Annotated in this window: 10 protein-coding genes; 8 read left to right on the plus strand and 2 right to left on the minus strand. The window is 45.2% G+C overall.

The features are described from left to right. Positions 1 to 47: 47 nt before the first annotated feature. Positions 48 to 1,859, plus strand: a complete 1,812-nt coding sequence (locus JFT56_RS06155; protein WP_198782810.1) for a M61 family metallopeptidase — start codon at positions 48 to 50, stop codon at positions 1,857 to 1,859. Between the two features lie 158 nt (positions 1,860 to 2,017). On the opposite strand, the gene rdgC is transcribed toward JFT56_RS06155, so the two are convergent. After that, positions 2,018 to 2,932, minus strand: a complete 915-nt coding sequence (gene rdgC, locus JFT56_RS06160) for a recombination-associated protein RdgC (protein WP_198782811.1) — start codon at positions 2,930 to 2,932, stop codon at positions 2,018 to 2,020. A 291-nt stretch (positions 2,933 to 3,223) separates the two neighbouring features. Between rdgC and JFT56_RS06165 the strand changes: the two genes are divergently transcribed. The 5 genes from JFT56_RS06165 to JFT56_RS06185 all read left to right on the plus strand — a co-directional run bounded on the left by JFT56_RS06165 (position 3,224) and on the right by JFT56_RS06185 (position 9,878). Further along, the gene (locus JFT56_RS06165; RefSeq protein WP_198782812.1) at positions 3,224 to 4,192 is read left to right on the plus strand and encodes a porin; all 969 of its coding nucleotides are present in this window, start codon (positions 3,224 to 3,226) and stop codon (positions 4,190 to 4,192) included. Between the two features lie 186 nt (positions 4,193 to 4,378). Beyond that, positions 4,379 to 5,068, plus strand: a complete 690-nt coding sequence (gene phoB / locus JFT56_RS06170; RefSeq protein WP_007646631.1) for a phosphate regulon transcriptional regulator PhoB — start codon at positions 4,379 to 4,381, stop codon at positions 5,066 to 5,068. Positions 5,069 to 5,148: 80 nt separating this feature from the next. Next, complete coding sequence (gene phoR, locus JFT56_RS06175; RefSeq protein WP_198782813.1) at positions 5,149 to 6,447, plus strand: phosphate regulon sensor histidine kinase PhoR; 1,299 nt, start codon at positions 5,149 to 5,151, stop codon at positions 6,445 to 6,447. Positions 6,448 to 6,671: 224 nt separating this feature from the next. Then, positions 6,672 to 7,643, plus strand: a complete 972-nt coding sequence (locus tag JFT56_RS06180; protein WP_198782814.1) for a PstS family phosphate ABC transporter substrate-binding protein — start codon at positions 6,672 to 6,674, stop codon at positions 7,641 to 7,643. 414 nt (positions 7,644 to 8,057) lie between these two features. Then, positions 8,058 to 9,878 (plus strand): M1 family metallopeptidase, encoded by a 1,821-nt coding sequence (locus tag JFT56_RS06185; RefSeq protein ID WP_198782815.1) that lies wholly within the window; start codon positions 8,058 to 8,060, stop codon positions 9,876 to 9,878. A gap of 628 nt (positions 9,879 to 10,506) precedes the next feature. On the opposite strand, the gene JFT56_RS06190 is transcribed toward JFT56_RS06185, so the two are convergent. Then, entirely contained in the window at positions 10,507 to 10,992 is a 486-nt protein-coding gene (locus JFT56_RS06190) for a glutathione peroxidase (RefSeq protein WP_198782816.1), read from the minus strand. A 147-nt stretch (positions 10,993 to 11,139) separates the two neighbouring features. Here JFT56_RS06190 and JFT56_RS06195 point away from each other — a divergent pair, with 147 nt between their 5' ends. Continuing rightward, a complete protein-coding gene (locus JFT56_RS06195; RefSeq protein ID WP_198782817.1) occupies positions 11,140 to 12,510 on the plus strand; it encodes a magnesium transporter in 1,371 nt (456 codons plus the stop codon). Between the two features lie 43 nt (positions 12,511 to 12,553). Then, the gene (locus JFT56_RS06200) at positions 12,554 to 13,057 is read left to right on the plus strand and encodes a GNAT family N-acetyltransferase (protein ID WP_198782818.1); all 504 of its coding nucleotides are present in this window, start codon (positions 12,554 to 12,556) and stop codon (positions 13,055 to 13,057) included. Positions 13,058 to 13,145 lie beyond the last annotated feature (88 nt).

Consider the following 13,145-nt stretch of genomic DNA (forward strand, 5'->3'; position numbering starts at 1 on the left):
TATACTTGGGAAAATCATAAGAAGCATAATAACAGAAGGAAGCAAGAGTGAAACCCAACAGATTATCAATCTTGGTATTAAGTGCATTATTTTCGGGCAATGTGTTTGCCGATGTAAATTATCAAATTGAGTTGAGTCAGCCAGAGCAGCATTTGGCCCAGGTGAGTGTGACTTTCCCCCATGTGAACGCGAGTGATTTAACCGTTAATCTGCCCGTGTGGCGGACGGGTAAATACCAAGTCTTGCCCCTATCCGACGGCGTGCGTTTATTCAGTGCTAAAGATAGCCAAGGTCAAGTTCTCCCATGGAAGCGCAGCGCCAGTGGCGAATGGCAAGTTTTACTCAGTAAGCCAACGAGTGTCACCGTTAGTTATCAGTTGTATGCTAATGAACTCGGCCAAAGGGTGCGGCATATCGATGCGAGTCATGCCTATTTAGATGCGAGCGGCGTGTTTATGTACAGCCCTCAATTTCGTACTGAACCCGTATCCGTCCAATTAAAGGTGCCCGAAAACTGGCAAAGTTACTCTGGTATGTCCTCGGGCAATGCCGCACATTCTTTCGTGGCCCCCAACTATGATGTGCTCATCGACTCCCCCATAGAAACGGGCATCAGCACCCACAAATCATTCAGTGCTAACGGCAAAGAGTATGAGTTAATCTTTTGGGGTGAGGGTAACTATGACACAGAGAAAGTGGTTAAGGATTTAACCGCATTAAGTGGTCAGGCGAAGGCGATTTGGGATGATTATCCCTTTGATAGATACGTTTATATGGTGCATGCCACCAGCGGCGCCAGTGGTGCGACTGAGCACTTAAACTCCACAGTGATCCAATTACCGCGCTTTAGTTTCCGTGAACGCAAGGATTACCTGCGTTTTATTAGCACGGCTTCCCATGAGTTTATCCATACTTGGAACGTGAAAGCCTACCGTCCCGCTGGGCTGGTTCCCTACGATTATCAGCATGAAAACATGACGGAATTATTGTGGATAGCCGAAGGATCTACCAGCTATTTTGAAGATCAGTTGTTGCTACGTGCAGGGGTGATAACACCTAAAGAGTTCCTCGAAGATTTAGCTAAACGTGTTGAGAAAAGCCAGCTTAATCCTGGGCGTGAGATCCAGTCTGTTGCAGAGGCGAGTTTAGGTGAGTGGAGCAGCACAGGGGGCGATTATGCCATTAATCACAGTGTAAACATTTATTCAGAGGGTTTTTTAACCTCACTGGCACTGGATTTTTCACTGTTACAAGACTCTGAGCTTAAGCATTCATACCGCGACGTGCACCGCCGTTTATATCAAGACCACCGAGTGCCTAAGGGTTATAGTGTCGATGATGTGCAGCACATACTGAAGGATTTATCCGGCAAAGATTATGCGCATTGGTGGCAGGCGAATGTGAATAGCCCCATGAGCTTAGATTTCCCTGCGTTGTTGTCACAGGCTGGGTTAGTGATCTCCTATGGCAAAGATTCAAAAGCCGAGGCATTTGCGGGCATGAAGTTAAGCAGCACCCACGGATCTTTAGTGTTAGACCAAGTGCTGCGTAATGGTCCCGCGTGGCAGGCGGGGATTGTTGCTGGGGATGAAATGTTAGCTATTAATGGTCTCAAGGTGACGGCTGCGGGTTTTGATAAGCGCATCAAAGACTTTAAGGCGGGCGATAGCATAGACGTGACATTATTTAGCAACGATAAAATCAAGCAAGTGAAGATGACGCTCAGCGAGCAGCAAAGCGGTAAGCTAGTGCTCAAGGGTGATGCTAAAGCGACTAAGCAGCAAAAAGCTTTCTTTAAGGCTTGGTTAGGTATTGATTGGCCGTTCGACAATAAAGGTGAGTTAGTGACTAAAAGCTAATTCGCACCTGTGCTCGAGTGAGACTGTATTCGATAATGAAACGGCTCACTCGCATAAATGCCGGTGTTTTAAAGCAATTGTTAATCATTAAAAAGGCGCAGCGGTTAACCGCTGCGCCTTTTTACTTTCTAGGTGCGCTTAGGGGCTTAATTTGGGTATTAAGCTTGAGTTTCTTCAAGGCCACCTAAAGCAGAGACAATTGCATGCATTAAGGCGACTAACTCACTGCCCATCAAGGCAAAATCGGCATCTAAACGGGCCATTGGGTCATCGGTGCCAACTTCATCGTTACCCGCTCTAAATTCTTCAGAGAACTTAAGGCGCTTAACACTGGCGTCCGATTGCAACAGCAGGGCAATAGATTGTCCAAAGTGTAGGGCTAGCTTATGGACCTCTTTGCCTGTGGCGAGGTGGGCTAATACTTCATCTTCCTTTAGATCCTGCTGCTTAAAGCGTACGATTCCGCCTTCGTCGGCGGCGGATTTAAGTTCAGCCTCATCTTGCATTTCAAAGGGTAATGGTGCGCTGCCATTCTTTAACCATTCGGTTAAATGGGATTCAACAGGCGCTTTAAAGCTCAGTGGGATCACAGGTAAACTGCCTAACGCTTTACGTAATAACGCTAATAGTTCTTCGGCCTTAGTGGCGCTTGAGCTATCGACGAGGATCATTTCCAGCTCAGGTAAAATCAGTGCGCGAGTCTGGCTGCGGCGTGAAAAAGCCCGTGGCAGTAAGCTAGTGATGATTTCATCTTTCAGTGCATCTTTTTCTTTTTTCGCGAGTTTTCGATTTTCTTCATCTTCGATGAGGGCGACTTTTTCTTCCAAGGTTTCTTTAATGACTTGGCCGGGGAGAATTTTTTCTTCTTTGGTCACACAGATCAGATGGCGATTATTGGCGCTGTGTACCAGTGAACTGCCCTGTTTGCCCAGTGAGTTGGAAAAGCCAAATTTACTGACATCTTGGCTTGAGCACGGAGAGAAAGTGAAATCGGCCAGCGCAGTTTCAAGCGCTTCAGTTTCGACGGCAAAAGGTTTATTGAAACGATAAAGAGTAAGATTTTTAAACCACATAAGAGGCGCTCATTGGAAAATAAAGTGGCAGTTTACGGCATAGTTGGGGCTGGGTAAACCTGTGCTAAACAGTCAAATCTTTACCCAGATACAGAATTCATCAAATTGTAACATTGAAAAAAATCCCGCTGTAACCCTTGTGGTTATTGGCTTTTTATTTCGAAATGTCAGGCGAGTCCCAATGGCAAAAACTAAGTTGTCACATTTGAAATAAAACTGAAACACATTCATTGCACACTTTCGGTCGTTCCAAACCAATAACCAAGACGAACATAACGTCGAAAGGATTAAATGATGAACGTTTTTTGTAAAACTCTACTTGCTTCTGCGCTAGCTTCTGCAACTCTGGCTTCAGCTTATGCCGCTGAGCCACTGACTGTTTATGGTAAGTTGAATGTCACCGCTCAATCAAATGATGAGAAAGGTGATGCTACAACAACTATTCAAAGTAATGCCTCTCGTTTTGGTGTGAAGGGTGATTTCGAGTTATCAAGCTCACTTACCGCTTTCTACACAGTGGAATACCAAGTTGATACGGGTGCCGCATCAAGCGATAACTTTACTGCACGTAACCAATTTGTGGGTTTGAAAGGCTCCTTTGGTTCGTTCTCTGTGGGTCGTAACGATACACTGCTAAAAATTTCTCAAGGTGATGTTGATCAATTCAACGACCTTTCAGGTGACTTAGGTAAGCTGTTCAAGGGTGAAGTTCGTGCTGCTCAAACGGCGACTTACCTAACACCTTCCTTCGGTGATTTTGTATTCGGTGTTACTTATGTTGCCGAAGGTAACGATGTAAAAAGTCAATTTGCCCAAGACGGTTTTAGTGCTGCGGCCATGTATGGTGACGCTAAGTTAAAGAAAACCGCGGTTTATGCCTCTCTTGCCTATGATTCAGATGTGTCTGGATATGAGATTGTCCGTGCCAGCTTACAAGCTAAGTTAGCCGGAATTAAACTGGGTGGTATGTACCAGCAACAGGAACAGACTTACAAGCTTGATAAAACAACCTCTTTACCAGTTGAAGTATCAGCAGAAAGTGCAACGGGTTACCTGTTAAGCGCCGCTTACGATATCAATGCTGTGACATTAAAAGCACAATTCCAAGACATGGAAGACTTAGGTGATTCATGGTCAGTCGGTGCGGATTACAGCTTAGGTAAGCCAACAAAATTATTCGCCTTCTACACTAACCGTTCGTTAGAAGCGAATACCGATGATGACAAATACATAGGTATTGGTTTAGAACACAAGTTCTAATCTCAGTATTAAGATTGAATTAAGGAGGCAGATTGCCTCCTTTTTTATTGCGATAAACAAACAGTTATATAAACTTAATATGACAATTATCGCTACTATATGGCTTGTGCGGCGCACTTATTCATAAATCTGTAATAAAAATGACTAATAATAGCCGTGTTGACATTCACTGACAGAAAATCACATATGACTGCAAGGATATTGATAGTAGAAGACGAGTTAGCCATCCGCGAGATGCTGACTTTTGTAATGGAACAGCATGGGTTTACGACCTCTGCGGCGGAAGATTTTGATTCGGCCATTGCGCTGCTAAAGGAGCCTTACCCCGATCTGATTTTATTGGATTGGATGTTTCCTGGCGGAAGTGGTATTCAACTGGCGAAACGCTTGAAACAAGATGAGTTTACCCGCCAAATTCCGATCATAATGTTAACCGCCCGTGGTGAAGAGGAAGATAAAGTCAAAGGCCTCGAAGTCGGCGCCGATGATTACATCACTAAACCCTTTTCCCCTAAAGAGTTGGTCGCCCGTATTAAGGCCGTATTGCGCCGCAGTGCTCCTACTCGTTTAGAAGAAACCATTGATGTGCAAGGTTTACTGCTCGACCCCGTCAGTCACAGGGTGAGTGTGGGTGAGACGGTACTCGATATGGGGCCTACTGAGTTTCGCTTATTGCACTTTTTTATGACGCACCCAGAACGTGTCTATAGCCGCGAACAGTTGCTCGATAACGTGTGGGGGACCAATGTATATGTGGAAGACAGAACCGTCGATGTGCATATTAGACGTCTTCGTAAAGCCGTTGAAGAATCTGGACATGATCGTTTGATCCAGACTGTTCGTGGTGCAGGTTATCGTTTTTCAACACGCATATAGTGCCGAATAAGAGATAGGCACAAGTTGGCTTTTAGGCTATCTTGTGCTCCTCCTATTTAGCCTGATGTCTGGGTTTATCTATGTCTCACTCTTATTCAGGGTATCGGTTATTTACGCGCTTGGCAGTTTTTCTACTGCTTTGTTTGCTGCTGGGTTTATTGGTTGGGAGCCCCCTCTGGATACTCACTATTGGCCTGCTCGGTCTAGTGTTGTGGCATTATCGCCAATTAGCACGGCTTAACTTTTGGTTATGGCGGGATAGAAAACTCACGCCGCCGCAGGGCAGTGGGAGCTGGGAAGGGATATTTAACGGTATTTATCGCCTCCAAGGGAAGAATCGCCGCCGTGTTGGGCAATTAGCCGCGTTGTTGGCCCGGTTCCGCCAAGGTGCTGAAGCGCTGCCCGATGCCGCCGTCGTGCTCGACTCAGAGCATAATATTTTATGGTGTAATAAGTTAGCGCAACTTATCCTAGGTTTTGTTTGGCCGCAGGATAATGGTCAGCGTATTGATAACCTCATCCGTCATCCCGATTTTTCCGCTTATATTAAAACCGCACAATACAAAGAACCGTTGGAATTACCTTCGCCGGTTTCGGAGAGGCGTCTGCTCGAAATTCGGATTATGGCCTATGGTGACCGGCAACTACTGTTAATTGCGCGGGATATTACGCGGATAAGACAACTCGAAGGCATGCGTAAAGAATTTGTCGCCAATGTGTCACACGAGCTCAAAACCCCGCTGACCGTACTGCAAGGGTATCTGGAAATGATGCAAAGTATGGCAGAGCCCGATTCGATGAACGCTAAGCCGCTGGCATTGATGCAGCAGCAAACCCGGCGTATGCAATCTATGGTTGAGCAATTATTAGTGTTATCGCGCATTGAGGATGCGGCGGATATTAACCTTGAGAATACGGTTAATATGGCGCAGTTAATGGAAATGCTGAAGGAAGAGGCGAAGGCGTTGGCGCAGGATAGATACGAGCTGAGTTTCTATTGCGAAGCGGGGCTTAATTCCCATGGTAATGAGTTGCAGCTTCGAAGTGCTTGTTCTAATTTAATTTCTAATGCTATTCGCTACACAGAACCGGGTGGAAAAATCACTGTGCAGTGGCGTAGTGTGGCGACGGGTGGGCTCTTTAGTGTGACAGATACCGGCGAAGGGATTGCACCGCAGCATATTAACCGCTTAACGGAGCGTTTCTACCGTGTCGACAGTGCCCGCTCAAGGCAAACCGGTGGGAGTGGTTTAGGACTGGCGATCGTGAAACATGCACTTAATCACCATCACAGTGAACTCAATATCAGTAGTGAGTTAGGTAAAGGCAGTACTTTTAGCTTTGTGATCCCACTACATTTAATCGAACGTCAAAAATAAACCTTTACGGTTTGCATTAATATTATTTTAAAAACAGGCCGTTATGGCCTGTTTTGTTTTTTATCTTCATCTTTGCAGGCCAGTGAACTTAAAAAATATAAAAATCTGGCATTGTCATCTAAGTGTCATATCACCGACATAGAATTGTCACTGTAGCGATTGATACTGGCTGCGTCTGAAGAAACTTAAGTTAGAAATTAGTTAGCTTACTACTGGAGCACATAATGAAACTGAAAAAGCTTGTCGGCGCGATGACCCTCACAGCCGCTGGTGTATTCTCTGCCACTGCCATGGCATCTATTGACCCATCTCTGCCAACTTACGAGAAAACAAGTGGCGTGTCTGGCAATTTATCATCTGTAGGTTCAGATACTTTAGCCAACATGATGACACTGTGGGCAGAAGAATTTAAACAGATGTATCCTAACGTCAATATCCAAATTCAAGCGGCGGGTTCTTCAACTGCGCCACCAGCTCTGACTGAAGGTACTTCACAATTCGGCCCAATGAGCCGCAAGATGAAGCCTAATGAAGTTGAAGCATTTGAAAAGCATTATGGTTACAAACCAACAGAAATTCGTGTAGCGATCGATGCTTTAGCCGTTTTCGTACACAAGGACAACCCAATCAAAGGCTTAACTGCTGAACAAGTTGACGGTATCTTCTCTTCTACCCACAAATGTGGTGGCGGCGATATCCAACGTTGGGGCGATTTAGGTCTTGACGGTAACTGGTCAGCTAAAGACGTGCAGTTATATGGCCGTAACTCAGTATCTGGCACTTACGGTTACTTTAAAGAGAAAGCCCTGTGTAAAGGTGACTTTAAGGCTAACGTGAACGAGCAACCTGGTTCTGCTTCTGTGGTTCAGTCTGTTTCTCAATCACTGAACGCTGTGGGTTACTCAGGTATCGGTTATAAAACCGCAGGTGTAAAAGCCGTTGCGATTGCGAAAAAAGGCAACGAGTTTATCGAAGCCTCTGCTGAAAACGCAGCTAATGGTACTTACCCATTATCACGTTACTTGTATGTTTACGTGAACAAGCAACCCAACAAAGACCTAGCACCAATGGAAAAAGAATTTATCCGTTATGTGCTGTCTAAGCAAGGTCAGCAAGTGGTTGAAAAAGATGGTTATGTGACTCTGCCTAAGAGCGTAGTTGCTAAAGATTTAGAACAGTTAGGCATCCGCCTCTAATTCTTAATCGCTAATCATTAAGGGTCTCTTCGGAGGCCCTTTTTTGTTTTTGGAGGGTATTAATTTGGTCTGTGGAATGTGGTTGCAAACGGGCATAAAAAAAGCAACCTAAGTAGGTTGCTGTAAATTCCAATTCGGAATCTTGGGACGGTCGCGCTAGAAACCATCTAAAGGAGAATGATGATGAACGAAGAAACTCATTGCAAAGATTCGGTTCATAATATCTGACTCGGCCTATTTAAATTAGTTCAGCAAGAGTGCAAAAAATTCTTACTTTCTACGATTTATTTTTATTTGATAAAACATTGTTACTCATCTTTAGTGTAGGAGTTGTCGTTTTCCATTTGATTGTTTGTAAATTCGCAGTTGATAATATGGCCTAGGAAGCTTAATCAAATACAGGTTATCGAAGCGATGTCGTTAGATCCAATACTACAAAAAGCAATAACTCCAACAACTTGGGATTTAACTCGGGATTATCATTCCTTTGCCAACAGTGACGAGGTGCAAGTGACTCACCTGTCATTGGCACTCACGGTTGATTTTGACGCGCAGACTCTGGTCGGTAAGGCGACACTTTCCCTGCATTACCTTCAGGAGCAGGTCAGCGAACTATGGCTCGACACTCGGGATTTAACCCTATTATCAGTGACCACTCTGGCGGGGGAATCCCTTGCATTTTCGCTTCCAGAAACGAGCACCATACTGGGGCAAAAGTTGGTGGTCAGTTTGCCCCATGTGCGCTGTGATCAGATTTGTATTCACTATAAAACCTCGCCTAAGGCGCAAGGGTTACAGTGGTTAACGCCTGAGCAAACCGCAGGTAAGCAGCTACCTTATCTTTTTAGCCAATCACAACCTATCAACGCCCGTAGCTGGATCCCCTTGCAGGATACGCCTAAGGTGCGGGTCACCTTCGATGCTAAGGTGCAAGTCCCCAGAGGAATGCGTGCCGTGATGAGTGCGATGAACCATCCCGAAATGCCACCCGATGGTCTGTTTAGTTTTCAGATGGAAAAGCTCATTCCAACGCATCTTATGGCGCTCGCCGTCGGTGATCTTGCATTCCAAGCGATAGGTCCTCGCAGTGGCATTTATACTGAGCCGAGTATGCTTGCCGCCGCTGCAAAAGAGTTTGAAGACACAGAGCATATGCTCGACGTCGCCGAGTCTTTATTGGGGCCCTATGTGTGGGATCGGTATGACATGATCATCCTGCCACCGAGTTTTCCCTTCGGTGGAATGGAAAACCCGCGGCTTGCGTTTTTAACGCCGACCCTAATCGCAGGGGATAAGAGTCTAGTGTCAACCGTGGCCCATGAATTGGCCCATTCGTGGACGGGAAATTTAGTCAGCAATGCGACTTGGCGAGATCTTTGGTTAAACGAGGGCTTTACAACCTATTTTACCAATCGAATTGTGGAGGCGGTTTACGGTAAGGAACAGGCTGAATTGGAGTGGGTGATCGAGTTTGGTCGCTTAAAAGAGGAAATGACTTCTTTACCTAAGCACAGACAAACCTTGCCTGCGAATGTGCAGGAGGGGGATCCTAATCTGGCCTTTAATCGTTTTACCTATGATAAGGCATCGATGTTTGTGCATGATTTAGAACATAGGTTGGGGCGGCGCGATTTTGACCAATTTTTGTGCCGTTATGTGGCGCATTTTGCCTTTAAGGCGATCACGACCGAAGTTTTTGTCGAGTATGCAAAACAGACCTTACTCAAGGATCACTCCGATAAAATCACCGAAGCCGAGTTTTTAGAGTGGGTTTATGGTGAAGGTTTACCCGCAGGGTATTGTGGCCCGACTTCCTCGAGTTTAGATAAAGTCGATGATGCGCTGGCATGTTTCCTACAGGGCAAAGCTGCGAGCCGATTAACGGTTAAGGATTGGCGAGTTCACCATTGGCAGTATTTTCTGACTCAATTGCCGGAAGTCTTAAGTCAAGTGCAACTGATGGATCTCGATGAAACCTTCCAATTTACCCAATCGACGAATGCGGAAATTGCCTGTGATTGGTTTAGGGTGGCGATTCGTAATCATTATGATCCTGTTTTACCCGCACTAAGTGCATATTTGGTGAATATTGGCCGAGGTAAGTTTGTGCGGCCACTCTATGCTGAGCTACAAATTGCGGGATATCATGTTGAGTTGGCCGAAATTTACGCTAAGGCTCGTCCCGGTTATCACCCTTCTATTCAAGTTCAATTAGATAAATCATTAGGGTTTTAAATTATTGGAGATAAAAAAAATGGCAACCTAAGGTTGCCACAAGAAAATCAGAGTGGGATACAAAGAATGCAGTGCGCTAGCGTGTATTCAATTGTGTCCCCAAAGGGAGATGATGATGAACGACCAACTAATCCGACTTAATGCGCTAAAACAGAAACTGTGTCATTTGAGTAGATGAAACTGCTTATTCAACAAATTTCACTATCAAGGTTGCATTCAATCTTATTCGTTAATCCTTACCTATAGTCAGAGTCACCGTATTGAATAAAGTTCACCTATACCATAAAAAAAATTAAAAATATTTCTAGGTAGCCGATGGCAAAGGGGTTTAGCGGCGAGATCTCGGGCGAGTGGTTAAGTGATGGGGTGGCGCTCAAGTGGTGGAATACGGCCATGCTTATTTTATATAAAAATCATGGCGATAAAAAAAGGCAACCAAATGGTTGCCTAGTGACCTATTCCTAGGTCAAGGGGGCCGCGCTAGAAGCCCCAGGGAGAATGATGAACATGAAAAAGACATTCGCTGTTCAATACATTTGAGGGGGCTTGTGCGGTTTAAGTTCCATAAAAAATTAAAAATAAATTAAATTTTTTATAAAACACAAATTTTCAAATAGATAGCTCGAAACTATTTTAATAGGGCGGCAATTTTATCTGCGATGGCTTCGGGTTTTGTCGTTGGAGCGAAACGTTCAACCACATCGCCCTGACGATTAATTAAGAATTTAGTGAAATTCCATTTTATACCTTCGGTGCCTAACACACCGGGAGCCTGCTTTTTAAGGTATTGATACAGTGGATGGGTATGTTCACCATTCACTTCAATTTTAGAAAACAGCGGAAAAGTCACCCCGAAATTCAGCTCACAAAAGTGTTGTATTCCTTGATCATTGGCTTTTTCCTGGGCGCCAAACTGATTACAGGGAAAACCTAACACGACTAATCCTTGGTCCTGATACTGCCGATACAGCGCTTCTAATCCTTTGTATTGCGGCGTAAATCCACATTCACTGGCGGTGTTGACTATCAACAGGACTTTACCTTGATATTGGGCCAATGGGACAGGGTTGCCTTTTATATCGGTTGCCGTATAGCTATAAATGGTGGATGCCATGTTTATCTCCTTTAGTGGTCTGCGCTAGCATAAACAATATATAAATTTCTAACAATATACTTGTGTGCAATTTATTTTGGGTATTTGCTAATTTTCTTAAATATCAATATAGTTACGTTAATTTTATTGTGAAAGAAGGGCATTTATGTGACTGAACATGAAGCCGAATATGAAACAAACACTCAGGCCGATGTAGGGCTGGTTGTTCAACAACTCACTGAAGTTGAAGGCGAAGAACAAGCCGAAGTGTTTAGCGAAATTTTAAATGAGCTAGAGCCTGGCACTATTGCGCTGGCACTTGAGTCATTGCCCTTAGATGAACGTTATGAACGTTGGCAGCAAGTTGAATTTAGTGAGCGAGTCACAGTACTGAGTTTGATGCGCGCCGATCCCCGTATGGGGATCCTCAAGCAGATGCCCGAAAACGAAGTGGATCTGCTATTTGCCCAATTAAGTCCTGAGGATTTGATTGAGTGGAGTGATTACCTCCCCGAGAGCTTTACCGATCGCGCCTTGGCACAAATGGGGGAGCGTCAGCGGCAGCGCTTTGAGCTTTACGATCAATATTCTGAAAATGAAATCGGCCGTTATACCGATCACCAAATGCTAGTGCTCAGTGATAAGGCTACTGTGGCTCAGGCGCAGCGCTTTTTCCGACGAATTGAACTCGATTGCAACGACAATTTGTTTATTGTTGACGATCAAGATAAGTATCTCGGTACGGTTAGGCGCTACGATATCTTTAAGCATGATCCCGATGAGCCTTTAGTATCGATTTTATCTGAAGATAGCCGCGCCTTGACGGCGGATGCGACCTTGCTCGAAGCCGCCGAAGCTATCGAGCACAGCCGCGAAATTGAGTTACCCGTCATCGATGAGTCCGGTGAGTTAATTGGCCGTGTCACACTGCGAACGGCTACGGCGTTAGTGCGTGAACATTATGAGTCGCAATTGATGGCAACGGCGGGTATGGATGAATCCGACGACTTGTTCGCCCCTATTATGAAAGGTGCCCAGCGCCGCGCAGTATGGCTTGGGATTAATTTGCTCACGGCATTTTTAGCCTCGGCGACGATTGGCTTATTCGAAAATGTGTTGTCTCAAGTCGTTGCGTTAGCCGTGCTGATGCCGATTGTGGCTTCCATGGGCGGGATTGCGGGTAGCCAGTCTCTAACGCTAATGATCCGCGGTATGGCGATGGGGCAGATCTCCGCCGGTAACGTGTTTTCCCTGATGAAGAACGAACTGGGGATTGGCATAGTGAACGGTACTTTATGGGCAATTGTTATCGGTCTCGTCTCGGGGTGGTGGTTTGATGACAGTACGATAGGCATAGTGATTGGCTGCGCGATTCTGATCAATATGGCGGTAGCCGCCTTGGCTGGCGTATTTGTGCCTATGGTATTGCAGAGATTTAACCAAGATGCGGCGCTTTCCGGGTCGGTGATTTTAACGACTGTGACGGATGTGGTCGGCTTTTTCACTTTCTTAGGCATGGCGACCTTGCTATACCTTTGAGTGATGTATAACAGTTATTTTATATCAATGAGTTAACCTGATCATGAATGGTATTCAGTTTGTACTTTGTGATAAGCAAGAAGACTTAGTCCTCGCCGCCACTCTGGTCGATAGCCGTGATGATAATGCCCATCCGTTAGACCATGAGTCCTTTTTCCACTCAAGAGCGGTGATCCTCGCGAAGACGATTGAGGGTGATATAGTCGGGTGTGCGGCGATTAAGGCAGGAGCTGGTGTCCTTGGTGAACTTGGTTATCTTGTTGTTTCCCCTTGTTATCGTCGCCAAGGTATTGCGCAAGGATTAACGCTCAAACGCATTGAAGTCGCCAAGTCCCTCGGTATAGCCATGTTATTTGCGACCGTTCGTGCGGAGAACACCTCAAGTCGAGCGAATTTACTGAAGGCGGGCTTTCAATTTTGGCGTGATTATTTAAGTATCCGGGGAACAGGAAACACTGTGGGTTGGTATTACTTACCCCTTAAAGAGCATGTCGATGTTGAAACCATCATGCAATCTTTAGTGGGAGATCGAGTGCCAGTAGTATAAATGTTTTTAAATTGAAATCGGTTCGTTCTGCAGTTGTTTTGAAGATGTTTTAGTTAACGCTAAACCCCAAAAATCTCAGCGATTCTCC

The sequence above is a fragment of the Shewanella putrefaciens genome, assembly GCF_016406305.1.
Lineage (GTDB): Bacteria > Pseudomonadota > Gammaproteobacteria > Enterobacterales > Shewanellaceae > Shewanella > Shewanella putrefaciens_C.

Coding starts and splice junctions, on each gene's coding strand:
- JFT56_RS06200 (WP_198782818.1), top strand. CDS start 12,554: ATGAATGGTATTCAGTTTGTACTTTGTGATAAGCAAGAAGACTTAGTC.
- phoB (WP_007646631.1), top strand. CDS start 4,379: ATGACTGCAAGGATATTGATAGTAGAAGACGAGTTAGCCATCCGCGAG.
- JFT56_RS06165 (WP_198782812.1), top strand. CDS start 3,224: ATGATGAACGTTTTTTGTAAAACTCTACTTGCTTCTGCGCTAGCTTCT.
- JFT56_RS06180 (WP_198782814.1), top strand. CDS start 6,672: ATGAAACTGAAAAAGCTTGTCGGCGCGATGACCCTCACAGCCGCTGGT.
- rdgC (WP_198782811.1), bottom strand. CDS start 2,932: ATGTGGTTTAAAAATCTTACTCTTTATCGTTTCAATAAACCTTTTGCC.
- phoR (WP_198782813.1), top strand. CDS start 5,149: ATGTCTCACTCTTATTCAGGGTATCGGTTATTTACGCGCTTGGCAGTT.
- JFT56_RS06185 (WP_198782815.1), top strand. CDS start 8,058: ATGTCGTTAGATCCAATACTACAAAAAGCAATAACTCCAACAACTTGG.
- JFT56_RS06190 (WP_198782816.1), bottom strand. CDS start 10,992: ATGGCATCCACCATTTATAGCTATACGGCAACCGATATAAAAGGCAAC.